The following is a 24,954-nucleotide window of genomic DNA, read 5'->3' as shown; positions in this document are numbered from 1 at the left end:
CGCAGTCCCTAGCATATCCTTCAGCGCGGTTTCACGAACTTCAGCGTCATGCGATCGCTTTCGCCGATCGCGGCATATTTCGCCCGGTCGACATCCTTCAGGCGATAGGCCGGCGGCAGGGTCCACACGCCTTCGGGCCAGTCGGCGGTATCCTTGGGATTGGCATTCACCTCCGACCGGCCGGCAAGACGGAAGCCCGCACTGGTGGCGAAGCCGATGACGCTGCTGATCTTCATATAACCGCTCTTTTCCTCGGCGGCGGCGTCGCGCGCCTCGGGCAGGCGATGTTCGACCACGCCCAGCGTGCCGCCTGGCTTCAGCATCCGGTACATTGCCGCAAACATCGCACGGGCGCGGTCCGCACCGCCGAAACGCCAGTTATGGACGTTACGGAACGTCAGGACGACATCGGCGCTGCCGTCCGGCACCGCAGGCGACCCCGTCTCCGGGGGGAAGGCGGCAAGCTTCACCGCGCCATAGGTGCCTGCATCCTTCGCCTGCATCGCGCGCACGCCGGCAAGTCCCTTTTCCCATGGCCCGGCGGCGTAATAGGCGCCGCCCCGCGCGGTCAGCGGCGCGAGGATCTCGGTATACCAGCCCCCGCTCGGCCAGATTTCGACCACGGTATCGGTCGGCTTTACCCCGAAGAAGGCGAGCGTCTCGGCCGGGTGGCGATACCGGTCGCGGGTCGTATTGGCGGCAGTCCGCGTCGGTGCGGCGACGGCGGCGGCGATCGGCGCGGGCACGCGGGGCGGCGTCGCCGCGACGAGCATCGGGACGGCGAGCAGGATCAGGCAGGCAGGGCGGTTCATGATCGGCCTTTCAAGGAGATACGGTGATGCTGCCGCGATTGCGGGGACCACGCAACGTCATTCGCGCACCGGCCCGGCATGGACGCTCAATGCTCCCGGAAAGATGACCAGAACGCCCCGACCAGCGGCTCCACCGCATAATCGAGTGCGGTACGCGGACGCAGGGGGACCAGTATCTGCACCGGCATGCCCGCGCGCAGTTCGAACCCGCCGCCGCGGATGGTGCCGAGCTTGTCCAGTTCGGCACGCGGCACGGTGACTTCGCCGGTGAAGTAACTGGCCCCGGTCTTCTCGTCGGTCAGCGCATCGGCGGACAACCGGGTCAATCGCCCGGCGAGATCGGGCAGATCGCGTTCGTGGAGCGACGGGAAACGGACGCGGGTGTGCTGCCCGACCGACAGGTCGTCCGCATCCTCCAGCGCGATCCGCGCCTGAATGCGCAGTGGCGTGCGTTCGGGGACGATATCCATCAGCTTCTGCCCCGGCGCGACGACGCCACCCGGCGTGAACACCGTCAGGCCGATCACCGCCCCGGTCGCGGGTGCGCGGATATCGGTGCGGGCCAGCTGGTCGCGTGCCGCCGCCAGTCGCGGCATCACGTCGCCCAGTCGCCCGTCGACGTCGCGAAGATCGGCGGCGGTGCGCTCGTGGAAAGTGCGCTCTGCCTCCAACACCTCGATCTCGCTTTCGCGCGCCGCCTCACGCGTCTGGGCGACGCTGGCGGCATATTGGCCGCGCTGGCCGACCAACTGCGCGCGCACCCGTTCCAGTTCGCGCAACCGGGTCTGGGACACGAACCCACGCTCGGCCAGCGGCCGCAGCGCCTCCAGCTGCTGCTCGATCAGCCGTAACTGCTCGTCGGCGGAGACGACCTGGGTGCCATAACCCCGTCCCTGCTCGCCGGACTGCGCGCCCCGCTGGCCCAACGCCCCGCGCTGCGCCGACAAGGTCGCGGCGCGCGCGGCCAGTTCGCTCTGTTGAAGGCGAAGCGCCAGCCGTGCCTCCTCGCGATCCTCCGGCGGCAGCGCGGCGAATTCGGGGGGTACGGCCAGGTGCGATTGCCCGAGCTGTTCCGCCTGCAACCGCGCCCGCTGCGCCAGCAGCCGGATCGACTGGGCGGCGAGCGCGCGTTCCTGCGCCAGTACGTCGGCGGCGGCGAGACGGATCAGCAGATCGCCCTGCCGCACCCGTTGCCCCTCATGGACATGGATCGCGCCGACGACGCCGCCATCACGGTGCTGCACCGACTGGCGCTGCCCCGACACGACCAACGTGCCTGGCGCATAGGCGGCGGCGTCGAGCCGCACCGTCGCGGCCCAGCCAAGGAACAGGACGAAGAATAGCCCGGCGACGATCAGCCCGTGGCGGATGTCGGGCGACGGATCGCCGGTGGCGACGGCATCGTCCGGCCCGTCGACGACGGGGAGCAGGGCGGCGGTCATGCCGCGCCGGCCCCCGGCACCGCCTGCGGCATCCGACGGACATTGGCGGGCATCAGCTTTGGCAGCACCTCGTCACGCGGCCCGAACAGTTCGACCCTGCCGTCGCGCAGCACCAGCAACTTGTCTACGACGGGCAGGATACTCAGCTTGTGCGACACGACCAGCACGGTTCGTCCCTCCCCCTTCAGCGCGACCAGCGCGGCATTGAGGGCGGCATCCCCCTCCGCATCGAGATGCGCGTTGGGCTCGTCGAGGATGAACAGCGCGGGATCGCCGTACACCGCCCGCGCCAGCGCGATCCGCTGGCCCTGCCCCGCCGACACGCCCCGCCCGCCCAGCCGCAGCCGATGGTCGAACCCGTTCGGCAATCGCAGGATCAGCGCGTCCGCCCCCACTTTCTTCGCCGCAGCCACCGCTGCCGCATCGATGTCGTCCGTCTGACCCAGTTCGGTCGCAAAGCGGCAAATATTCTCCTTCACCGTTCCTTCGAACAGCGCCGAGTCCTGCGGTAGATAGCCGATATGGCGGGCCAGCCGTTCCGGGTCCCAATCGCCGATATCCGCCTCGTCGATCCGCACCGTGCCACGATCAACCGGCAATGCACCGGCGATGGCGCGGAGCAGCGTCGATTTGCCCGCGCCGGACGGGCCGACGATCGCCACCACCTCGCCCGGCCGGATATCGAACGACACCGCGTTCAGGATCGCGCCGTCGCGACTGTCGTTCAGCACGGTCACCCCGTCCAGCCGCAACGCGCCGCGCGGAGCGGGCAGTTGCGTGACCATCGCGGCGGCGGGGCCGGCAAGCAGGGTGTCGAGCATTTGATAGCTGCCGCGCGCCTGCGCCACGGCCTTCCACGTTCCGATCAATTGTTCGATCGGGGCCAGCGCGCGCGCGATCAGGAACGACGAGGCGAAGATCGCGCCGCCGGAAATCTGGTCGTTCACCGCCAGCAGCGCGCCCAGCCCCAGCGCCAGCGATTGCAGCGCCAGCCGGACGAATTTCGTCGCGGTGAAATAGGCACCCGCCCTGAACCCCGCTTCGGTCTGGAGCGCCAGCATCGAGCGACGGTGGCGCAACTGGCGCGTGACCAGCGCCTGCCGCATGCCCAGCGCGCAGATGCTCTCCGCCGACGTCAGCAGGCTGTCCTGCGCGGCATAGGCGACGCCCGCTGCGGCTTGCGCGCGTGCCAGCCGATCCCCTGTCGCCCGTTCGTTCCGCCACGCGATAACAGGCAGGATCACCGCGCCGGCCAGCGCCATCGCGCCGATCCAGGGATGGACGAGGAAGCAGACCGCGACATAGACCGGGGTCCACGGCGCATCGAACAGCGCCAGCATCCCCGGCCCGGTCAACGTGCCGCGCATCGTATCGAAATCGCGCAACGCCGCCCGTGCCGCCGCCGAGTCGGGCCGCCCCAGCGTCGCATCGAGGAGCGCCGGCGCGACAACGCTGTCCAGCACCACGCCTGCGCGCACCAGCAGCCGCGCGCGCACCCGGTCCAGCAGCGCCAGCGTCGCCAGCCCGAACAGCAACACCAGCGTCAGGAAAAACAGCGTCTGTCGCCCCTGCGTCGGCACCACCCGGTCATAGACCTGGAGCATATAGAGTGTCGGCACGATGTAGAGCAGGTTGACGAGCGCACTGAACCCCGCCGCCGCCATGAAATGCCGGCGACAACGGGCGAACGCCGCCCGCATCGCCCCGTGATGCGCCATCTCCGCCATCGTTTCCGTTCAGACCCGTTACCGACCGGCTGGATACGCGATCCGGCCGGTCGGCGATACGGCATCAATAGGCGTGGAGTTCCACGTGGTGATCGCGGAACACCCAGTCACCGAAACCGCCCATCGCATCGCCATAGCCGTCGTGGAGCACGATGTCGGGGGCTGGCGCGCTGGTCGCATCGCCGGACCAGAAGGTCGCATCGCCGGACGACCCGGCGTCTGCCGATACCGGTACGCGACCGCTGTCGGCAAAGGTGAACACCTCCTCGCTGGCGGCGGCCGCACCGTTGCCCAGTTTCAGCAAGGCCACCTGCGGATCATGGTCGGTCGGGCGGTCGCCGGTGAACTGCGAGTTGATGTGGACTGCGTCGTAGCGTGCGCCGGCCAGCAATCCGCCGGTCACGAGGATGTTGTCGAGCTGCTGCGCATTACCCTCGAACAGATAGCTATAGCGCTCTTCGGGTGCGAGCAGGGTATTCAGGTTGGTGAACACGCCGCCGCGGGCGGGGTCGGTCAACTGGGTCTGGGCATTCTCGAAATAGAAGCCGTTCCAGTCGCCCAGGATCGCGACGTTCAGGTCGGGATCGCCCGCCAGCCTGTCCTGCACCCAGGCCTTCACACCCGCCGCCTGTGCGGTACGGGCGGCATCGCCCGCATCGGTCGGCGGCTGCGTCGCCCCCCAGAGCGGGTCGCTGCCGCCGCGCGAGGTGAAGTGAACGTTGATCGCGGTCACCGTCTCGCCGTTGAAAGCGAACTGCGCGGCCAGCGGATTGCGGCTGTTGCTGTAGGCGCTGCCGGTGATCAGCGTTGCGCTGCCCGCGACATAATCGACGCGGTCGTCATTGTAGAGATAACCGTTGCGGATATTGCCATTGGGCTCGCCACCGGTGGAATTGACGGTTGCAGGGGCGACCTCGACATATTTGTAGTTGCCGTAACCCAGCGCGGCGATCGCCGCGATCAGTCCGTTGGCGGTCGCCACGCCGGACAGGCTGCCACCGCTCGCCGCGCCGTTGGCGTCCTGGATCTCCTGCAACCCGATGACGTCGGGCGCGCGGAGATTGTAGACGATGTTGGCGGCGAGGATATCGAACTTGTTGTCGGACGCATCGAGATTCTCGACATTGTAGGTGGCGATCGACAGGTGGTCGGCATCGCCGGCCAGCGCCGTCGTCTCGCGCGTCAGCGTCACGTCCTTGGTCAGGGTGACGGCATCGGTCACCACCACCTCGAACTGGTTGAAAGCGTAGTTGACGATGCCCGACACGCTGCTCAACTGATCGCCGACATTGTAGCCCGGCGCGTAACCCGCGAAGATCCCGCTGTCGTCGTCGATCTGGATTTTCTCGGGATTGAAGTCACCTGCCGACACGGTGATACCACCGCGGTCGTTGACGCCGGTGGCGCCGGTGCCGAGCGAGGCGACCACGTCCGTCTCGCCGAAACTGTTGGTGTTGGACACGACCAGCGGATTGTCGATCGTGACGCGCATCCCCTCCAGCGATTCCCAGAAATCGATGCCGTCGGTGGCGGGATCGTAGCTGGTCAGGCGATCGTCGTCGATCGTCTGCGTCGGCGGCAGCAACCCCCCGACGCCGATCAGCGTCGAGGCGGGCAGGACGTTGCCATAGCTGGCGATGTCGATCGTCGGCGTCACGATTTGCGTTACGGACAACCCGCCCGCGCCACCGACAAATTCGGACACACGCCCCGCGACCGACACGAAATCACCGGCGAACACCTCCGGCGGGGTGCTGGTGAACACGAAGATGCCGTCCGAGGTACGGCCATTGCCGTCGCCCGAATCCTGCAGATAGAAACCATTACTGTCGACCGCGGTGACGATGCCGTTGGTGACGACTTCCTGCCCGACATAGGCGGAGCGATGCCCCTCGCCCTGGATCTGTCCGACGAGCAGCGTCACCACATCGTCGTTCAGGATCGTCCCGGTCGCGACCGCACGACCCAGTTGCGCGCCGCCGGTGGGCGACGACAATGTGACGGTGAACGCCTCGTTGTTCTCGGGCAACCGGTCGCCCAACACGGGCAGCGTGATCGTCGCGCTGGTCTGGCCGGCGGCGAAGCTGACCTTGCCGGTAAGGGCCGCACCCGCGGCGAAATCGGCGGCATCGGCACCGTTGGCCCCGCCGGGCATGCCGACCGTGTAGGTCGCCTCGACCGCGCCGTCGCTGCCGCCGGCGCGCGATACGGTGAAGGTGAGGTCCTGAACCCCGTCATTGCCCTCGACCACATTGGCGTCGGCGATGCCGAGCGTGCCGGTCAGGCCGCCGCCGCTGCCCGTGCTGGTCACGACGATGTCGTCGATGCCGACCCATTCGTCGTTACCGCCGGCATTGGTCGTCATGATCCGGACCTGCAACTGGCCCGCGTCGTTGGCGTCGGCCGGCAGGGTGACGCTGACCGGCGTCACCTTCGTCGCGGTGCCGCCCTCGGTCACGTCGGCATTATAATAGACGTTGGTCCAGATGCCGGTATCGCCGAGCCGGTACTGGACGGCGAGCTGCTGGATGGCGTTGTCCACGCTGGCGTCGAGATCGCGCGCGTTGAAGCTCAGCGTCACATTCTGCCGACCGCTGGCGTTCAGGTACAGCGCCAGATACGGCGCATCGGCGGTGCCGGAACCCTGAATGGCGATGGTCGGGTTCGCGATGTCGAACTCGGCGACACCGCCGCTGCTGAACGTGGTCGGATTGGTCTGATTGGCGAACACGTTGACGCTGGTCGACGTGATCCCCGTCAACGTCCTGGGATCGACGTTGGCCGGCGAACCGGTGGAATAATCACCCAGGAAACCGACGATGCCGGGTACCCGGCTCCAGTCGCCGGTCGCGGTGATGAGTGTCTTGTCGCTCCAGTCCTGACTGAAGTCGGCAGACCCCAGGTTCCAATAATCCGCGCTCACGCCACTATCCCCTGTCCGGAACATACATATCGTTCGATTCGCCCGGTCTCGCGTCGTTCCGCGACCCCATGGTTAACCAATCGTGCCTCGACTTCGGATTTCTAGCCAGCGTTGATGACAGGACGGTGGCATATTTTCTTTTTCGGTCAGGATGATGTCGGATTGGCCGGCCGTTCGGCATAACGGCGGGCGAGCATCGCGCAGGCGATCAGCTGAATCTGGTGGAACAGCATCACCGGCAACAGCACCACCCCCACCTGCGCCGGCGAGAACAGCACGCCCGCCATCGGGACGCCGGAGGCCAGGCTCTTTTTCGACCCGCAGAACTGCAGCACGATCGCATCCTCCCGGTTCAGCCCCAGCAGCGATCCCAGCCCCCAGGTGACGAGCAGCACCAGTGCCAGCAGGACGCAACAGATCAGCGCCACCAACGCCAGATCGCCCGGGGACAGTCGATGCCACAGCCCCTCCACTACCGCCGCGCCGAACGCGGAATAGACGACGAGCAGGATCGACCCGCGATCGACCACGGTCAGCATCGTCTTCTGCCGCGTCACCCACGCACCGATCCACGGCCGCAACAGGTGCCCCGCCACGAACGGCACCAACAGTTGCAGGACGATCGCCTCGATCGAATCGAACGAGATCGATCCCGCCGCCCCCATCAGCCACGCCACCAGTAACGGCGTAATGACGATGCCGAGCAGATTGGAAAAGGAGGCGCTGCACACCGCCGCCGCGACATTGCCCCGCGCGATCGCGGTGAACGCGATAGAGGACTGCACCGTCGACGGCAGCAGCGTCAGAAACAGGATGCCCGCCGCGACTGGCCCGGTCATGATCCGGCTCAGCCACAGTCCAAACAGCGGGAACACGACGAAGGTCACCGCCAGCACCGCCGTGTGCAATCGCCAGTTGCTCGCCCCCGCCCGGATCGCCTCGCGCGATAGCCGGGCGCCGTGCAGAAAGAACAGCAGGACGATGCCGATATCCGCCGCCACCCCGACGATCATGGCGATCACCCCGCGCGGCGGCAGGACGCTGGCCAGCAACACCGTGCCGAGCAGCATCAGGATGAACGGCTCGAACAGCGAAAGGAAACGCCGGATCATGGGTGGGCGCGGGCGAAGGTGTCGAGCGTGGCGAGATGCCCGGCCAGCGTCGCGTCGGTCAGGAACGCACCAAGGAAGCTGTTGCGGGCCAGTGTCACTACCTGCGCGCGCGACAGGTTGCGCGCGGCGGCGACGCTGCGGAAATTCTCGGCGATATAGCCGCCGAAATAGGCCGGATCGTCGGAATGGATCGTCGCGCGCAGACCAGCATCCAGCATCCGGTCTATCGGATGATCCGCCAGCGTATCGACGTTGCGGAGCGCCACGTTGGACAGCGGGCACACCGTCAGCGTCATCGCCGCCCGCGCCAGCCGTGCAACCAACGCCGGGTCTTCCATTGCCCGGTTGCCGTGATCGATCCGGTCGACCTTCAACACGTCGAGCGCTTCGTGGATATAGGCGGGTGGTCCCTCCTCGCCGGCATGGGCGCACAGTTTCAACCCCCGCTCGCGTGAGGCGGCGAAGACGCGGGCGAACTTGGCGGGCGGATTGCCGACCTCGGACGAATCAAGTCCGACGCCGACGAACCGGTCTAGCCACGGCTCGGCCAGCTTCAACGTGGCAAAGGCGTCGTCCTCGTCCAGATGGCGGAGATAGCTCATGATGATCTCCACCGTCATGCCGTGCTTCGCCTGCGCGCCCTCCACCGCCGCGAACAGTCCGCGCGCGACCGTGTCGAACGGGATGCCGCGATGGGTATGAGTCTGCGGATCGAAGAATATCTCGGCATGCACCACGCCATCGGCGGCCGCCCGGTCGAAATAGGCAGCGGCGAGATCGTGGAAATCCTCCTCGGTGCGCAGCACCTCCGCCCCGGCATAATAGATGTCGAGGAAGCTCTGGAGATCAGTGAAGCGGTACGCCGCGCGAACCTCCTCCACCGAGGCGAACGGGATGGCGACGCGATTGCGCGCGGCCAGCGCGACCATCATCTCCGGCTCCAGCGTGCCCTCGATATGCAGGTGCAGTTCGGCCTTGGGGATGGCGGCGTGGAAATCGGTCATGCGTGATCCTGTCGGCTATGGGCGCGGCGGCCCTGAAGATAGCAGTGTGCCACCGCGCGGTCGTCCCCCAGCATCTGGAGGGCGAATAACCGCTCGGCAAGGGAGGCGCCGGCGGTGCGGCGCGCCAGCAGCGGCGTGGCGGCGGGATCGAGCACGACGAAATCCGCCTCCTGCCCCACCTTCAACGCACCGATCCGGTCTTCCAGCCCCATCAGGCGCGCGCCGCCCGTGGAGGCCAGATACAGGGCACGGAACGGATCGAGGCTGTTGCCGCGCAACTGCCCCACCTTGTACGCCTCCCCCATCGTCGCGAACGCGGAAAAGCTGGTGCCCGCGCCGACATCGCTACCCAGCCCCACGGTCACGCCGTACCTATCTGCCCGCACCAGATCGAACAGCCCCGATCCCAGGAACAGGTTGGACGTGGGGCAAAAGGCGATGCCGCTGCCCGCCGCCGCCATCCGGGCCAGTGCCCGGTCGTCCAGATGGATGCCGTGCGCGAACACGGATCGATCGGTGACCAGTCCGAACCGATCGTACACCGCCAGATAATCGACCGCTTTGGGAAAGCGTTCGGCCACCGCCGCGACCTCGCCGTGGTTCTCGGCGAGATGCGTGTGCATCAGCACGTCTGGATTTTGCGCGACCAGCGCGCCGGCTGCCGCCAGTTGCGCATCGCTGGACGTGAGGACGAACCGGGGCGTCACTGCATAGCCGAGCCGGCCGCGCCCGCGCCACCGACGGATCAGCGCCTCGCTGTCGACGCGTCCGCTGTCGACGGTATCGCGCAACGTTTCGGGCCCGGCATCCATCAGTACCTTGCCCGATACGATCCGCATGTCCCGCTCCAGCGCCGCCTCGAACAGCGCATCGACCGACGCGGCATGGACGGTGGCGAACACCAGCGCGCTCGTCGTGCCGTTGCGTAGCAATTCATCGAGGAAGAACGCCGCGACCGCATCGGCATGGGCACGATCGGCGAAGCGGCGTTCCTCGGGAAAGATGTGGCGATCGAGCCATTGCAGCAATTGCTCACCGTGCGCGGCGATCCTGTCGGTCTGCGGATAATGGATATGCGCATCGACGAAGCCCGGGACGATCATACCGCCGGGAAAATGCTCGATCGGCACGTCGGCGAAACGATCGCCCAAGTCGGCAAAGGCACCGAACGCGACGACCAGTCCATCCTCCACCACCATCAGCCCATCGGGGTGGTGGACGGGTATGCCGCCATGGGCGGGATCGTCGGGCACGCTCAGCAATTCGGCGCGAAAGGCGTGAATCATGCCTGATTTTCCTCCATCGCCCCATGCTTCGGAACAGCATCCGGAACCAAACGCCCGTCGGAGGCGCGGTTCCCCTCGACGAACGCCACGCTTGTACCGACGGACGCTTCGCCGCAAGGAGCGGCACGATCCCCTGCCGGAGCCCTTGTCATGTCCATCCTGTCCGATCGCTGGATTCGCGAACGCGCCATTGCCGACGGCATGATCGAACCCTTCGTGGAGGCGCAGCGCCGCGACGGCTGCATCAGCTACGGCCTGTCCTCCTACGGCTACGACGCGCGGGTGGCGGACGAGTTCAAGATCTTTACCAATGTCGATAGCGCGATCGTCGACCCGAAGAATTTCGCGGCCAACAGCTTCGTCGATCGCAAGACCGATGTTTGCATCATCCCGCCCAACAGCTTCGCGCTCGCCCGGACGGTGGAATATTTCCGGGTGCCGCGCGACGTGCTGGTCATCTGCTTGGGCAAATCGACCTATGCGCGCTGCGGCATCATCGTGAACGTCACCCCGCTGGAGCCGGAATGGGAAGGGCACGTCACGCTCGAATTCTCGAACACCACCCCGTTGCCGGCGCGTATCTACGCCAATGAGGGTGCGTGCCAGTTCCTGTTCCTGAAGGGCAGCGAACCGTGCGAGACGAGCTATGCCGACCGGGCCGGCAAATATATGGGACAGCGCGGGGTTACCCTGCCCCGGCTGTGATCATTCGCACAACCTTACACTGACACTCGCACAACCTTACACTGACATTCGGCGGAATTCCGCCACTTTTATACGGCTCGGGGCTGTCCTGCATCGTCGAGCCGGTTTGGTGCCGTCCACGACGGGCAGCCGACCACGCTTACGCTTCGCCCGCCCGCCGAGCGGTGGCGCCGGGATGCCGTGCTCGTGACAGGTCTAGTGGAGCTCGAAGTCCGAGAGCGCGAACTCCCGAGCCAAGTGCGTCATCGGCTCGGACCGGACGAAAGCATAAATCTGGTCGCGGGAAATTACTTGACCATCCAGGTCTGCCGTCCCTCGAGCGTTCAGCTGCAGAGGCTCTTCAGTCGCACCAGGTGCTTTGGGTCAACCACCTCCATCATGACGAATAGGGTATTCGCCGCCTCTCTCGTCTCCTCCAGTGTCATCGTCGAGAACGACAGCAGGTCATCGACGTTGTCGGAGTGGGATTCGACCTGCGTAAGCCGCTCCAGCGCTGTCAGCCGCTCGCGATCAAGACTGGGATAGTCTTTGCATAGCTTCTCGAGCTGACTGGGGAGGCCGCCGCCTCCGGGACATTTGAAGGCGAGGAAGACGTCGAGCACACGACGGATCAGGTTCGGAATCATATAGCCATGGTCGTCGTAGGCATCCGGCCTCGTCACGAACCGGAACACGTGACTGAACAGGAAGTGATACTCCGAATCATATTCGCGCAGCAGCTTGGACATCTCCTTGATGGTCGACGTGCGCCTCTCCTGCCCTTCCGCGATCGTGACATCAATGAACAGGAAGGTGGCGGTGGGTTCGACACCCTCGCGCGGCTTGGCCTTGCCCTTCCATGCCTTCCTGAACTCGTTCATGCACTGCAAATTGTGGGTGAGGACGAACACCTGCGCAGCCTTATCGAGACGTGTCCTCACAAGAGAACATGCGAAGTTCAAGGCCTTCGTGTCCAGACTGGAAACCGGATCGTCGACGACGACGATGACGTCCTTCAGCTTGCGGTTGTCGGCCTCGATCGAGGAGAGGAAGTAGGCGATGGCTATGGCCGTCTTCTCGCCTTCGCTCGGCACTCCGGTGATAGGCCGGCCGTGGCGCTGGAGCTCGTAGCCTTCATCCACCGGATCGATTGTCAATTCGCCGTGGCCCAGATAGGCGGCGATCAGCTTGTTGATCACGCTGGCGGCCGGTCCATGCGTCCTGATCCGCCTTCGCAGATCGCGCGCCTTGTCCCTGAGGACGATCGCTCCATCGGTTTCGGCCTTGAGTTCGTCCGACGCCTTCGCAAGATCCGCAGCCGCCTTCGCGAAGTCGTCACGGCAGTCGATGACAAAGTGGCGCCGGATCGATGTCTCGGCCGCATCCTTGTGCTTGGCGAAATCGGCGATCGACTGGTTGTGAGCTGCGATCGCCTCGTTGATCGTCGCCAGGCCCGAAGCCAATCGCTCGGCGGTAGCGAGGACGTCCTGCTCAGAAGCCACGCCCGTCATGTCCACGGGCGTGGCCGGTCGCTCCAGCTTCGCGGTCAAGGCCGTCTGCAGCGTTCCCAATCGCTCAACGAGTTCGCGAACGTCCCCGGCCAATCGTTCCCTGTCATCCTTGTAGCGGGGCCGAAACTCCATCGCGAGATCAACGGTAGCAGGCAGCTGGCCTTCAAGCCGAGCCGATGCCTCGATCAGTCCCCTGAGCCTCTCGTCTGTCTTGGTCAGTCGGGCAATGAACTGGTCGACTGTCGCATCAAGCGCACCCCCGAGAAGTGCTCGCCGCTCGGATGAGATCGGGTTGCCGCAGAGCAGACATTCGGCCAAGCCGCGGGCCTCGTGATACTCGTATCCCTGCTTCAACCACAGGAGCATATCGGGATGGTCCTGCACCTCAGCGAGCGCAACCGTCGCAAGCGATTGTCCACAGACTTCAGCAATGAAGCGATAGGCCGTCCCGATCGTCGTCTTGTCGAATGAAACCGGCTCGAGACGAGGCATCGGCTCGTCCAGCCGTCGAACATCCTCGGCAGATTTCAGCTCGTCGTCGGTCAGCGCGGGTTGATCATAGTCCTTCCAAGTCTCGTAATCCTTCACGAGGTTCGGCGCCTCATATTTGCGATTGCCGAGATGCAGGCGAGATGCGACCGACTTCGCGCGCTCCCTCTTGAGGCTGACGAATGCCTTTTCCGCGCCCTTCTCGGTCGCAGCTGCAGCCACCTTCCGCGTGTCGGCCTTCACGATGTCCGCCTCAATCCTTGTGAGCTCGGCTGCGGCCTCCGCCTGATCGGCGCCGATGTAGAAGACCGGGTTAGCTCGTCCCACGGCCCACTGCAGGTTCCGCTCTATGTAGTCTGAATTGAACACCAGAAGACGCTGCTCCAGCCCAGCCGGAGTGGTTGGGCAGCCAAACGTCGAGCCGTCATCCAACGCCACCTCGAAGGAGCCACCCTCCGGCAGCTTCGGGTGCGGCCCACCGGCTTCGAGGCTTGCGAAGAGACGCGACAGCGTGCTCTTTCCCGACCCGTTGAACCCGTAGACGAGATTGTAGCGCCGGAACTCGAGAGAGGGCGAGCGCGCGCTCCGGTCCGCATAGATTCCCATTCCCTGCATCGACTTGATGTTCGTTATCATCCCCATGACTGGAGTTCATGCCTCCGCTCGTTCATTGTCAACTTTTGGCGAGAAGATCGCATGCAGTCAGGCGAGGTCGGCGCTCCGCGCCGCAGGCATCAAGGTGAATCTCGCGATGACGCCGGTGCGCGATGCCGAAGGCGGCCTCCACGACACGCTCGTCTGGCGCGTTGCTCGTTGAGGTTGCGCGTCGAGTCATTGCGACATCACGATCTCGAAGCTGGGCAGGAGCGCGTCCGCGCCGGTAGGGATCCAACCCAAACGAGCGCTCAGTCGGTGAACAGGACGATCCGGGGGTGCGGCACCCTCGCCCGGACGAAGCGGTCGGATGCCTGACGGTTCGCCGTGGCCAATGTCAGCACCGGCGGCAGGTCCGGTCCGATCAGCGTCGAACGCGTGCGGGCACGACCGTCGGCATCGTCGATGCCGATCGCCGACGCGGCGACGCTCCTCGCGCCGTTCACTCGCCGACCGGCTGCCTCGATCGCGCCCTCGACCCCCTGAAGCGATTCATCGGGTGTCGGAATGCGTCGGCCAGTGTTCGGCGTCGGCGGACACAGCAACGTCGACAATGGGAAGAACAGCGGATGGAGCGTAGACAGGCGCTTCATCGGCGGCCGCTTTGGCTTGGCTGCGACCAGCTTCGCGACCATGGCGCGGACGGCGTGTCCGTCCGCCAGCTCCAAGCCCCCAACGAGCCCGCCCGACGCGGCGCACGTGCGTTGAGGATTGTAGAAGGCGTAGAGCGGGAGTGTGAGGATGCCCTTCTCTGCGGCCAAAGACGCGACCAGCGCCGCCGACTGACTGCCGGTGCCGTGAGGGTGGTCCAACTCCTTGTAGGAGCCCATTCCCCACTTCGTGGCGTGCGGACTGAGGCGCTTGGCCTGAATGCGATACTGCACGGCGCTACGCTTCGGCGGATCGTAGACGATGATATCGAAGTCGTTCCCGGTGACCTTCTCGCTCAATGGCACCTGGACGGAGAGATCGGCACCCGCCAGCCGCAGCAGGCTCGCCACGATCATGTCGGACACGCTCTCCTCGCGGAAGCGACGCCTCAGCGTGATCTCGAGATCGAGGAAGTCGGCGATGAGCGGCGGAAGGCGATCGGCGAGATCGCAGGGCGACGCGAAGAGCGGGGTGAGCGGCACGATTGGGATCTCCGTACATAGGCATGCCGCTGATCGCCGCGAACCACAATCCCCGGCCCACCTCTCACGCCGCCGAGTGAAGCGGTTGCGCTCGCCCGCCGCGAGCCTCAGATCGTGGACATGTCCGTGAACTTGTCCACTTCCGCTTACGCACGTGTAATCCTGATCGACACGCAGGTGGTGCTCGAGACGAAGCCGCTCGATCAGTTACCTTGGTCGGAACTGGGATCGGGACCGATACTCTTGCTCGTGGCGGGGCAGGTGCAGAAGGAGATCGACGGCAAGAAGGGCGACGGACGTCTGGGGGAGCGCTCACGCGCCTTCAACCGTCTGCTCGACACGTTCCTCGACACGGGCACGCCAGCCACGATCCGTGCAGAGGGGCCCAAGGTCGACGTGGCGCTGATGCTTAACTCGGCGATCGACTGGACTCTTCTTGACGACCTCGACCGGGACTCCCCGGACGACCGCATCGTCGCGCAGGGGCTGCACGCCCTCGTCGACCACCGCTCACGCCTGGAGATCCTCAGCCACGACATGCGCCCCCGCCACGCCGCCCGCGCCCACGGGATGTCCGCCGTGAAGCTGCCGGAGCACTGGCTTCGGCCGCCTGCGCAGACGCCCGAGCAGCGCGAGGTCGCCCGCCTTCAGCAGCAGCTCAGGACCGCGACCGCCGACCAGCCCCGACTGGAGGTCGAGCTCACGCCGATGGGCGAGACGCCGTGGACAAGGCCGACGGTCAGCGCGCCGGCCGACGAGGATGTCAGCGCAGTGAGGAACGTCCTGCTCCGCAAGCACCCCAGACCGCAGCAGGGCGGCTGGCAGTTCGCCCACCTCGACTACGATCCGGACCTCGCCGCCAGGCACGACAGGTGGAGCAGGAGGATCGTGGAGAGGGATCTGCCGGCCATGCATCTCGGTCTGTCGCGCCTCCTCTCCCAGCGGCGCATGCGCCTCGTGGTCCGGAACGTCGGCCCGATCCCGGCCGAAGGTTTCGCGGTCGAACTCCGGTCGGGCAACGTCAGGCTCCACGCCGACCCCTACCGCGTGCAAGTCTTCGGCCCGCCACCTCCCCGGCGAGAGAACCCGCTCATGCGCATGAGCCGGATCACCGGTGGCGTCCTGAGGTCGCCCCGGCGGGATCAGCCCTTCGAGGTCTACCGCGAGTGCGAGGAACCGGGCCCCGTCCTTTCGTGGTCCTGTCGCTCGTTCCGGCAGGACCGCGAGCTGACGATCGAAATCTCGGTCGAACTCGAGGAGCGCACCGGCACGACGGCACAGGTGGAGGCGGTCGTCACCGCATCGAACCTGAAGGGGGACGTCAGGACCCAGGCGCTCGTTCCCGTGGAGCACAGCGTCCCGACCTTCGCCAAGGCCTACGACGTGGAGCGGGGCGGGCTCAGTCTCCTCCCTCCCTACACCGCCCGGAAGTCGGAGGAGGACGACGAGATCACCACGCTGAACAACGACGGAACGATCGCGGACTGACCGGTCGCCGGGGAGAATGCGCTGGAGCGGGCGCCTTGCGGCTCCGAGCGTCCATGCGTTGACCCGTGCGCCACAGCGGCCATGATCCGTCGATGCAGACCGCAAGCCCGATCGCGAACGAATCGCCCGCAGTCGCCCGACAGAAGGCGCGCGCGCGCAGCCAACCGAAGCGACTCGAACTGGGCTTGCGGGTGGTCGGCACCGTGACTCGCCTGCCGGATGAAGTTGCTTGAAGCTCGTCCTCAGCCGCAAGGGGTTCGACTCCGCAGCCGGCAAGGTACCGTCGCCGATCATCAGCGGCCGGCCGGTCAGCATGCCGATCCCGGCAACGCGCAGCTCTCAGACAACCTACGACGATCTCGGGCTAGGCGATGTCGTCGAGCGGATCACCGCCCGCGCGATCGGTCGCGACCATCTGTGCCACCACGATCCGATGTTCGTCGGGGAGCGCTGCATCTTCGGCCAGTGCGGCACTGCCCAGTCGCACCTCGACAATCAGAGGGTCGGCGTGAGCGACGTCTTCCTTTTCTTCGGCCTCTTCGCGGACGAGGTCGCGGGCGAGCGGCACCACCGGATCTTCGGCTATCTCCGCGTCGAGACGAAGCAACTCGTAGCCGACCTCGGCGAAGCCGAGAGGTTCGAATTGGAGGAGCTCCGGCATCCCCACGTGCTCGGCAACAGCGTCGTCAACAACACCCTTTACCGCGGCGAGGGCGCCGCCGCGCGCGGCGCGCATCCGGAGCTCCGGTTGACGATCGAGAACGGGCCGCTTTCGCACTGGAAGGTGCCCTCCTGGCTGCGGGCTCGCGGTTTGACCTACCACTCCGAGCCCCGGCGTTGGCGGGACGGCGACTTGCTGGAGACGGTCGGGCGTGGACAGGAGTTCGTCACCGATGTCGGAGACGATCCCGTGGCGCACGCATGGATCGAGAAGATGATCGGGCTGGTAAGGCAATGACGCGCATCTTCCGCTACATCCTCGTCGACGACGTCGGCATGGCCCCCTGCCCCGCCGGTGGCCTGATCACCCTCGGGACGTGCAAGCCGGCGATCCGGCGCGGGGCCTCGACAGGCGACTGGGTGCTGGGCTTCCGGCCGGGCTCGCTCGAGCGCGGCATGCTTCTTTGGGGCGGACGCGTCGCCGACGTGCTCGACCACGGCAAATACGAGCGCAAGCACCATGACCGGCCGGATGCCGTCTATCGGGAGGCGTCTGACGGCACCTACCAACGCCTGCGTCCCAACTATCACCCGACCGACGAGCAGATGCGCGGAGACACCTCCAGCCCGGTGCTCGTCTTCGATCCGGCGGTCAGCCGCCATCTCGACGGGAAGGCTATGGCTCTGCCCGCCCGGCTGGCGCACCTCGCACCCGCAGGCCGCGGTCACCGCGTGTCCGGCGTGGGTGCCGGAGACGTCGAGGCGCTCCGCGCATGGCTTGCCGGCCTGCCCGTCGCCCGAAGCGTCAACGGTAGCGGCGACATCGCGTCCAGCCGCTGCTCTCGGGAAGCTCGAGACACAGACGGCGATGTACGGGCGCCTCTTCCGCGCAGGTCGCGGGCATGCTCCTGACGATGCGAAGGCACACCGCAGCGGCGGCGCCCCGCAAGAGCGGGCCGCCGTGGTGACCGGTTCGACGTTCGACGTCGAGGCGCTCGGCTGGTTCGCTCGCCGCTTCGATCCCTCCCTGGCGCTCGAGAACGCCTGGCGGCTCCCCATCTGGAAGACGGGCCGCGAGGCGCTCGCGGACGCCTTCGGGCTGGAGACGGGCTCGCACTTCCTGCGCCATCACCGCGGGCTGCTGCCTCAGCTCTGGGAGCGGCAGATCACTCAGGCCCTGCGCGCCATGCTTCTCGAAGCTCCCGACCGGACGCTCGAGCGCTCCCAGGCACTGATCTCGGCTCTCACAGGTCCACGCGCTCCGCGCCTGGAGCGCGTGGACCTCGTCACCGCCGATCAAGCCGACCGCATGGATCTGGCCGTGCACTATCGCACGGTCGACGATCAACGTGGATGTCTAGTGGTCGAGGCCAAGTTGGAGAGCGAGCTGTCGGACACGCAGCTTCTAAAGTATTTGACCGGCCTGGAGAGGAACTACCCGCGTCGGGAGCAGCGTCACATGTGGGTGGTCGCGCCGCGGAGGACGGCTCGCACGATGACCGTGCTCGGAAGAAGGGAGAACGTCGAGTGGAAGTTCGCGACCTGGCGGCGCCTGTTGCTAAACTGGCAGCGCGCGCTTCCCGAAGATCCGGGAAGCGACGTGTTGTCGCTTTTCAGCGAGATTTGGAAGAGGACGGGAGGGAACTGACGTGCTGATTCCGGAAAGCGTGGCCGCCTACGTCCACGATGGCGGCATCCGCCGTGCGGTGAAGGAGCTCATCGGCCTGAACCCGGACGAGATCCTCGACGGAATGGCATGGGGCGAGCTCGCGCGCTTCTACCGCGCGCAGCTCGCGACGCGGCAGCTCGAAGCGGAATGGGGCGTATTCGCGCTCGAAGCGTGGGATGCCGTCTGGGGCGGCCTGCTCGACCACTGGAAGTCGCTCTCTCCCGACGAACAGATGGTTGCCGAAGCCGACGTCGGCGTGAACCTCGCATCGCTCTCCGACACCGACGACAACAGCCTCTGGTTCGGTCGCCTGTTCACGAGCCGGAACTTCACCTTCTACGCCAGCCTGGCCGCGGTCCCCGAGTCGGGATTGCGCCTCAAGGTCAGCTGCGACCGCAACGAGCGCTCCGTCGGCTTCGCGGATCTCGCCGCCGTGCTGGACGACGTTGGCAACTGGACTCCCTCCCTGGCGCTTCCTCTGGACGGCGGCGAGATCGACCCCTCGTCGCTCCGCGAGATCGCCGCCCGTGCGGTGGGGATCGCGGACGAGGCGACTGCCCCGCGACGGAAAGCGAGAACATGACGGACTTAGCATTTGCCGATGATATGATGCCTTGCGAGACGGAGGCGCTCAAGTATGGTCGAGCGCGGACCGGCTCGCTGACGAGTATTCGGCGGTCTTGCTTCTACGCAGCCCGCCTGGAGTCGCGTCGCCCAGGTCGAAGCCGCAACGCAGCTTCGGTGCCACCCTTGCGCATCGAAGATCCGCAGTATCTGCCAGAAGAACTTGAACGGGCATGAGACGTTCGCTCTGGCGTCGAAGCGCAGATCGGACGATCGGCTCGCCGCTCTGCAACACGTGGGCGGAAGCTGGTGTGCATCCTGATCGCCATAACGATCTACATTAGCGATCAGGCGACCCTGCGTTCGACATGGCTTCCGTCCATGCCCTTCACGATCGAGAAGCCATTCGGCACGGCCTGCTGCACCAGCGGCACATGGGAGATGAGACCGACCGCGCGATTCCTGCCGACGATGTCCTGGAGAACCTGCAGGACCCGATCGAGCGTCCCCGAGTCGTTATCGGTGTCCAGGCTGCCGAAGCCCTCGTCGATGAAGATGGTGTCCAGCCGGATGCGGCCGTGGCTCATCTCGACGACGTCGGACAGGCCGAGCGCCAGCGACAGGGCCGCGATGAACGTCTCGCCGCCGGAGAGCGTGCTGATCTCGCGCGGCCGCCCGGTCTGGATGTCGTGCACCCGGATGTCCAGGCCGCGCTTCGTCCTGCCGCCAACGGCCTGCAGTTCGCGTTCGAACCGATATCGGCCGGTGGTCATCGGATCGAGCCGGAGGTTGGCCGCGTCGAGGACGTGGTCGAACATGGCACCGATCGCGAACGTCTCTAGCGGCGTCTTCATCAGGTTGTCGCCAACGAAGGCGTCGGCGAGCGCACGAAGCGGTCCCGTCTCCTCCTCGAGACGGGCCAAGCGTTCCAGCTGATCGTGGAGGGAGGACCGCAGATCGTCGAGCACCTTCCAGGCGGCATCCCCATCGGCTGCCACCTTGCGGGTCCGCAGGCACTCGGCCCGCGCCCTGTCCCTGACGATCACCAGTCCGGCGAGATCGGGCCGCTCCACATCCCTGATGCCATCGTCGGCGGCCTTCGCCTGTGCCTCGGCGACCGCGACGTCGTTCCGATAGACCCGGATCCGTTCCGAATGCGCGGCGATGTTCGGGATGTCGGCACATCCGAGTTCATAGGCCGTCCTGTCCAGCCCCGCTTCCGCAAGGCGCGCCTCGAAGGCCAGTCGCCCCTTCTCCAGCTCGGTTTCGGCCCGCGCGACGGCGTCCACCGCACCGAGCACCCTGGCCGCGGTCGTGTCCCTGTCCGTCGCGGCCTTGCGCAGCCGCTCCTCCGCATCCGCCAGCGCGTCGCGCAACGCCTTGATCGATGACGCGATGGTCGCGGCCTCTCGCTCCAAGGCGCCGTCGACTCTGAGCGCTTCCGCCACGCCGGCGATCGCATCCTCGTAGGATCGGGCGGCGACGGCCTCGTCGGTTCGGGCCTTCTGCAGGTGCTCCCGCGCGTTCTCCACCTTCGTGGCGGCCGCGCTCAGATCGGTCTTGGTCCGTGCGGCCTGCTGCTCGAGCTCGGCCGGCGCGACGATCTCGCCGAGTGCATCGAGTTCGCCTCGGATGCGCGCGACCGCGTCGGCCGCGTCGGCGACCGACGATTTCGGTTCCGAGAGCGCGGCGAGTTCGGCGACGCGCTCGCACAGCATCGATTCCGAGGTTGCGACCGCGGCTTCGGCGAGATCGGCCGCCCGCACGCCGCCGTCGAGCCGCTCGCGGGCGGCGCGCATCGCTTTCTCGAGCGCGCGAGGATCGCCATCGCCGCGGGCGGGCGACGGATGCTCCTCGCTCCCGCAGACGGGACAGGGTTCACCGTCGGGCAGGTGCATGCTCGCGAGCACCTGCGCCTGCGCGTCGATGAAAGCCCATTCGGCGTTGGTGGCCGCCGAGCGGAGCGGCTCGACCCTGCCCATGGCGGCGTCCCTGGCCGTCTTCGCTTCCTCCACACCGTTCCGGGCGGCCACAACCTTCCGGCCCACCGAGTCGTAGGTCGCGGCTGCACCATGATCGGCGATCGCGGCGACGAGCTGCGCCCTGAGCTCCGCCTGTTGAAGCGTCGCCGTGCGTGCGCTCTCGACCTCATCGCCAAGGTGGGAAAGGAGCGCATCGAGTCGGACGCGTTCCCCCTCCGACTGGTCGAACGCCTTCTGGGCGACGTCCAGTTCGCGCCGCCTGGCCGACCACCGCTCCTTCAGGTCCGCCGCGCCCGCGAGCAGCTCCTTCCGACGCCCGACCTCGGCCGCACGAGCGGAGAGGCCGTCGATCTCCTCGGCCCGGCTGCGCGCAAGCGTGACGACGCCTGCGCAGCTGTCGTGCCGCCGCTCGGCCTCGCCCGCGGACGTCCGGGCGTCCTTCTCCAGTTTCGCGGCGGTGACGTGCGCCGCCTCGAGGTCGGTCAGCCGGGAAGCCAGGTCGACGGCACGCTGAGCCTTCTCGGCACGCGTCAACACGATCTGGATGCCATCTATCTCCTGGCGCTCATTCTCGAGGTCGAACCTGCGGCGGTGCGCCTCCTCCGCGGCCTTGAAGCGGACATCGATCGCCTCCGCCGCCAGATGAGCGTCCTCGGCCGTCCGGGCTGCATCCTCCGCTGCCGTCGCTTCGTCGTGACGGGCCCGTGCCACCTCCCCGGCGGCGATGATGCCGGTCGAAAGCTCGTCGGTGCTGGCGAAGCCGGCGTCAGCGAGGCGTTGCGCGACGAGGCGGTGGCCGTCGTCGAAGTCGCGCTTCGCCGCCGCGGCATCCTCCTTCATCCGGGCGGCGATCCGCCGGTAGATGCCGACGTCGAACAGTTCGCGCAGGATCTCCACCCGCTGCCCGCTGTCGGCGACCAGAAACCTCTCGAACCTGCCCTGCGGAAGCAGCACGATCTGGCGGAACTGCTCGATGCCGTAACCCAGCAGCTCCTTCACCAGCCGCAGGACCTCGCCGACCTTGGTTTCGGCAAGGACGACGCCGCAGTTGTCCGCCCCGACCTCGTCGATCGGAACCGCCGTCGCGTCGAAGAGCCAGGCCTTGTGGGAGTCGATGGTTTCCCCATCGCCCCGCTTCTTCGGTCTGGACTGATCCGGTTGGCGGCGCACGTAGTAGCGCTTCTCGCCAAGCTCGAAGAGCAGCGACACCTCCGTCAGACGATCCGCATCGGCGTGCCCCGACCGCATCGTGGCGATCGGCTGCTCGCGCTTGGCACCCTCGCCGAACAGGGCGAACGTCATGGCGTTGAAGATCGACGACTTGCCCGAGCCGGTCGCTCCGTAGATGCCGAACAGACCGGCGTCGGTCGCTTCGCGGAAGTCGACGGTCTGCGTCGCGGCGTAGGGGCCGAACGCCGTCATCGTGAGGACGACCGGCCTCATGTGTCGTCCTCCACGACGATCAGATCGCCGAGCCTCGCCTCGACGAGCGCGCGCTCCCCCTCGTCGATCTTCCGTCCCCGCGCGAAGTTCACGAAGTCGGCGATCACCTCCTGCGGCCTTTCGAGGGCCGCTCTTCCCTCCCTCAGCCTCTCCTCGCCCGGCACGCCGTTGCGCTCGTAGGCGAGCTGGACCGCGTTGGGATACAGCCTGCGGATGCGCTTCATCGGGTCGATCTGCGGCGTCTCGTCGGTCAGGACGACGCTGATCAGATCGTCGGACGCCTCAGGCGCGGCGAGCAGCTCCGCCAGCCTGCCGCGGAGTGTGCGGATCCGCCGCAGAGGCTCGAAGGCGATGTCCGTGGTCGTCACCGATCCGTCGGCCGCCAGATCCACCAGCGTCATCGACTTCCGGTGCCCCTCCTCGTCGAAGCCGAACGCGAGCGGCGAGCCGGCATAGCGGATGTGGTCCGCCCCGGCCGCCTGCGGCCGGTGCAGGTGTCCCAACGCGACGTAGTGGGCACCGTCGAACACCGACGAGGGCACAGTTTCGATGCCGCCCACCGCCCGGGTGAGCGGACGCTCCCCATCGCTGGTGGACGCCCCTTCGACGAACGCGTGAGCCACGACGATCCAGCGCGCGCCGTCCGGAAGGTGACGTCTCGCGCTGGCGACCTGCTCCCGCAGGACGTCGGCCGGGCAGCAGATGTCCTCCTTCCCGTAGCAGGCGCGGGCCGCGAACTCGAAGGAGAACGGCAGCGCCGAGATCGCGACTGGCCCGTGCTCGTCGGACAGGATCAGCGGCCTCTCCTCCGCATCGAGCGGTCCGCGCACCAGCGATCGGTCCGCGTCCGCCAGCACGCCCATCATGCCGACCTGCGCCGCCGAGTCGTGGTTGCCGGCGATCAGGACAATCGCCGTCTGACCACCGGCGCCGACACGACGAACGAAGTCGTTGAAGCGGCGCAAGGCCGTCTGCGGGGGCGTGGCCCTGTCGAAGATGTCGCCGGCGATGATCAGGACGTCGGGCCCGTGGTCAGCGATCGCCACTTCGACCTGAGCCAGAACGGCATCGTGGTCCTCGTCCAGCGAAACCCCATGGAACTGACGGCCGAGGTGCCAGTCGCTGGTATGAAGGATACGCACGCACCATCCCGTCTATTGGCTATACGTGTAGAAGCTAGATGGACAATAATGGTTCCGTCAAGTAGCGCATGCAGCATGGACGGCAATGAACTTCGCGAGGCTGTCAGGGTGCGTCTCGCATATCTGGACCAGTGCTTCCGGTGGCGTGGACATGCCAATCGGCGAACCCTGACCAGCAGGTTCGGCATCTCGCCAGCGCAGGCGGCGATCGATTTCCGCGACTATCTGAAGCGTTGTCTGCAGCCGCTGCCCCTCTACGACACCGTCCGCAGGACCTATGTCGCGTCGGACGGTCATCTCGGCCTCGAGGATCCGGGCGACCTGCCGTCCATGCTCGACGTGATCGCGGATGGGGCGGGGGACCGCTTCGACGCGCTGCCGATGCCGCGTCGACAATGTCCGGCCACGGTCATGCGCCGCCTCTACCAGGCGATGGATTGCAACCATCGGATCGAGATTGACTACGTGTCCATGAGCTCGGGTCAGACCACGTCGCAATGGATCGCGCCCGCGCGGATCGGCTTCGATGGCGAGCGACTTCACTTCCGTGCGTGGAGCTACCGGCACGATGAGTGGCGCGACTATCTGCCGGTCAGAGTGTCAGAGGACAGCAGCTTCGCCACCGAGCCTCTGCCCGCGTCCCTGTCCCGCGACGAGGAGTGGGAGACGATGCTCGGCGTCAGGCTTCGCCCGCGCGCCGATCTCTCCCCGGAGCAGCAGCAGGCGGCTAGAAGCGAATACGGTTTCGACGGCAAGGATGCGCTCAAGATCGAGGTTCGCGCCGCGCTCGCCTTCTATCTCGACCGACGCTGGGGGATCGACCTTCCAGGATGCCGGCTTGAGCGCGCTTAGGGCGTCTGAATGTTGGTTCCCGTCGATCTGACACGCCGTTCCAGATGCGAGTGGCTGGGCAGACCACCGCCTGCCCACGACGTCCAGCCTCTACCTGTCTGTTCCTGCCCGGTGCCCATCCTAGACCGGGCATACCTGCATTTCCGATACCCCGTGTCTTACGGGCCATTGCGGAAAAAGCGTTCGGGAACATGTTTTGAGAAAACTGCCCCCTGAGACGGATACAGCGCGCCTGGCAGGCTCGATTTCGCCGATAAGTGTTTCAAGTCGGGACGGCAAATGCCGACCAACTCAAGACGTTCGCCGATCGGTGCGTGAACGACTGCTCTGGCGGAAACCTGCCATTTGCGCTTTATTGAACCGGCTTCGGTCGATGA

At 66.5% G+C, this 24,954-nt stretch carries 20 protein-coding genes; 9 read left to right on the top strand and 11 right to left on the bottom strand.

Features of this window, described 5'->3' with window-relative positions; all coding sequences use genetic code 11:
• Nucleotides 1-20: 20 nt before the first annotated feature.
• The 7 genes from ABD719_RS09975 to guaD form a co-directional block, all read right to left on the bottom strand.
• Nucleotides 21-812, bottom strand: coding sequence for a class I SAM-dependent methyltransferase (locus tag ABD719_RS09975; protein WP_425567148.1), 792 nt, complete (start codon nt 810-812; stop codon nt 21-23).
• 86 nt (nt 813-898) lie between these two features.
• Nucleotides 899-2,254, bottom strand: coding sequence for an HlyD family type I secretion periplasmic adaptor subunit (locus ABD719_RS09970; RefSeq protein WP_344693227.1), 1,356 nt, complete (start codon nt 2,252-2,254; stop codon nt 899-901).
• Nucleotides 2,251-3,972: a type I secretion system permease/ATPase gene (locus ABD719_RS09965; RefSeq protein ID WP_344693226.1), complete on the bottom strand. Its 1,722-nt coding sequence runs from the start codon at nt 3,970-3,972 to the stop codon at nt 2,251-2,253. The genes ABD719_RS09970 and ABD719_RS09965 overlap by 4 nt, the downstream gene beginning before the upstream one ends.
• 73 nt (nt 3,973-4,045) lie before the next feature.
• Nucleotides 4,046-6,904: a Calx-beta domain-containing protein gene (locus ABD719_RS09960; RefSeq protein WP_344693224.1), complete on the bottom strand. Its 2,859-nt coding sequence runs from the start codon at nt 6,902-6,904 to the stop codon at nt 4,046-4,048.
• 146 nt (nt 6,905-7,050) lie between these two features.
• Nucleotides 7,051-8,016 carry a bile acid:sodium symporter family protein gene (locus ABD719_RS09955; RefSeq protein WP_344693223.1) on the bottom strand — a complete coding sequence of 322 codons (966 nt, stop codon included), beginning with the start codon at nt 8,014-8,016 and terminating at the stop codon, nt 7,051-7,053.
• Nucleotides 8,013-9,020 (bottom strand): adenosine deaminase, encoded by a 1,008-nt coding sequence (locus ABD719_RS09950; RefSeq protein ID WP_344693222.1) that lies wholly within the window; start codon nt 9,018-9,020, stop codon nt 8,013-8,015. Before ABD719_RS09950 ends, ABD719_RS09955 begins: the two co-directional genes overlap by 4 nt.
• Nucleotides 9,017-10,306, bottom strand: a complete 1,290-nt coding sequence (gene guaD, locus ABD719_RS09945) for a guanine deaminase (RefSeq protein ID WP_344693221.1) — start codon at nt 10,304-10,306, stop codon at nt 9,017-9,019. The genes ABD719_RS09950 and guaD overlap by 4 nt, the downstream gene beginning before the upstream one ends.
• A gap of 150 nt (nt 10,307-10,456) precedes the next feature.
• Between guaD and dcd the strand changes: the two genes are divergently transcribed.
• On the top strand, nt 10,457-11,011 hold the full coding sequence (gene dcd / locus ABD719_RS09940; RefSeq protein WP_192123409.1) for a dCTP deaminase: 555 nt from the start codon (nt 10,457-10,459) through the stop codon (nt 11,009-11,011).
• A gap of 323 nt (nt 11,012-11,334) precedes the next feature.
• Here the strand turns inward: dcd and ABD719_RS09935 are convergent, their stop codons facing one another.
• A complete protein-coding gene (locus ABD719_RS09935) occupies nt 11,335-13,626 on the bottom strand; it encodes an AAA family ATPase (RefSeq protein ID WP_344693220.1) in 2,292 nt (763 codons plus the stop codon).
• Here ABD719_RS09935 and ABD719_RS09930 point away from each other — a divergent pair.
• A complete protein-coding gene (locus ABD719_RS09930) occupies nt 13,613-13,807 on the top strand; it encodes a hypothetical protein (protein WP_344693219.1) in 195 nt (64 codons plus the stop codon). The two genes, ABD719_RS09935 and ABD719_RS09930, sit on opposite strands and share 14 nt — an antisense overlap.
• Nucleotides 13,808-13,895: 88 nt before the next feature.
• On the opposite strand, the gene ABD719_RS09925 is transcribed toward ABD719_RS09930, so the two are convergent.
• Complete coding sequence (locus ABD719_RS09925; RefSeq protein WP_344693218.1) at nt 13,896-14,777, bottom strand: DUF6615 family protein; 882 nt, start codon at nt 14,775-14,777, stop codon at nt 13,896-13,898.
• Between the two features lie 120 nt (nt 14,778-14,897).
• Here ABD719_RS09925 and ABD719_RS09920 point away from each other — a divergent pair, with 120 nt between their 5' ends.
• The 6 genes from ABD719_RS09920 to ABD719_RS09895 all read left to right on the top strand — a co-directional run bounded on the left by ABD719_RS09920 (nt 14,898) and on the right by ABD719_RS09895 (nt 19,177).
• Nucleotides 14,898-16,265 (top strand): hypothetical protein, encoded by a 1,368-nt coding sequence (locus ABD719_RS09920; protein WP_344693217.1) that lies wholly within the window; start codon nt 14,898-14,900, stop codon nt 16,263-16,265.
• 92 nt (nt 16,266-16,357) lie between these two features.
• Complete coding sequence (locus tag ABD719_RS09915; protein WP_344693216.1) at nt 16,358-16,498, top strand: hypothetical protein; 141 nt, start codon at nt 16,358-16,360, stop codon at nt 16,496-16,498.
• Nucleotides 16,495-17,223 (top strand): Nmad3 family putative nucleotide modification protein, encoded by a 729-nt coding sequence (locus ABD719_RS09910; RefSeq protein WP_344693215.1) that lies wholly within the window; start codon nt 16,495-16,497, stop codon nt 17,221-17,223. The genes ABD719_RS09915 and ABD719_RS09910 overlap by 4 nt, the downstream gene beginning before the upstream one ends.
• Nucleotides 17,220-17,837 (top strand): Nmad2 family putative nucleotide modification protein, encoded by a 618-nt coding sequence (locus tag ABD719_RS09905; RefSeq protein ID WP_344693214.1) that lies wholly within the window; start codon nt 17,220-17,222, stop codon nt 17,835-17,837. The genes ABD719_RS09910 and ABD719_RS09905 overlap by 4 nt, the downstream gene beginning before the upstream one ends.
• 49 nt (nt 17,838-17,886) lie before the next feature.
• Nucleotides 17,887-18,573: a hypothetical protein gene (locus tag ABD719_RS09900; RefSeq protein ID WP_344693213.1), complete on the top strand. Its 687-nt coding sequence runs from the start codon at nt 17,887-17,889 to the stop codon at nt 18,571-18,573.
• Between the two features lies 1 nt (nt 18,574).
• Nucleotides 18,575-19,177 carry a hypothetical protein gene (locus ABD719_RS09895; RefSeq protein WP_344693211.1) on the top strand — a complete coding sequence of 201 codons (603 nt, stop codon included), beginning with the start codon at nt 18,575-18,577 and terminating at the stop codon, nt 19,175-19,177.
• Between the two features lie 328 nt (nt 19,178-19,505).
• Here ABD719_RS09895 and ABD719_RS09890 read toward each other — a convergent pair whose 3' ends face one another.
• Together ABD719_RS09890 and ABD719_RS09885 are read right to left on the bottom strand one after the other, a co-directional pair.
• On the bottom strand, nt 19,506-22,583 hold the full coding sequence (locus ABD719_RS09890) for an AAA family ATPase (protein ID WP_344693209.1): 3,078 nt from the start codon (nt 22,581-22,583) through the stop codon (nt 19,506-19,508).
• Complete coding sequence (locus ABD719_RS09885) at nt 22,580-23,725, bottom strand: exonuclease SbcCD subunit D (protein WP_344693208.1); 1,146 nt, start codon at nt 23,723-23,725, stop codon at nt 22,580-22,582. The genes ABD719_RS09890 and ABD719_RS09885 overlap by 4 nt, the downstream gene beginning before the upstream one ends.
• Before the next feature lie 75 nt (nt 23,726-23,800).
• Between ABD719_RS09885 and ABD719_RS09880 the strand changes: the two genes are divergently transcribed.
• On the top strand, nt 23,801-24,577 hold the full coding sequence (locus tag ABD719_RS09880) for a BrxR family transcriptional regulator (RefSeq protein ID WP_344693207.1): 777 nt from the start codon (nt 23,801-23,803) through the stop codon (nt 24,575-24,577).
• The last annotated feature ends 377 nt before the right edge of the window (nt 24,578-24,954 follow it).

The organism is Sphingomonas cynarae (assembly GCF_039537815.1).
GTDB lineage: Bacteria > Pseudomonadota > Alphaproteobacteria > Sphingomonadales > Sphingomonadaceae > Sphingomonas > Sphingomonas cynarae.
The sequence above is the reverse complement of the archived record's forward strand: the minus strand, read 5'-3'. Positions and strand labels throughout refer to the sequence as shown.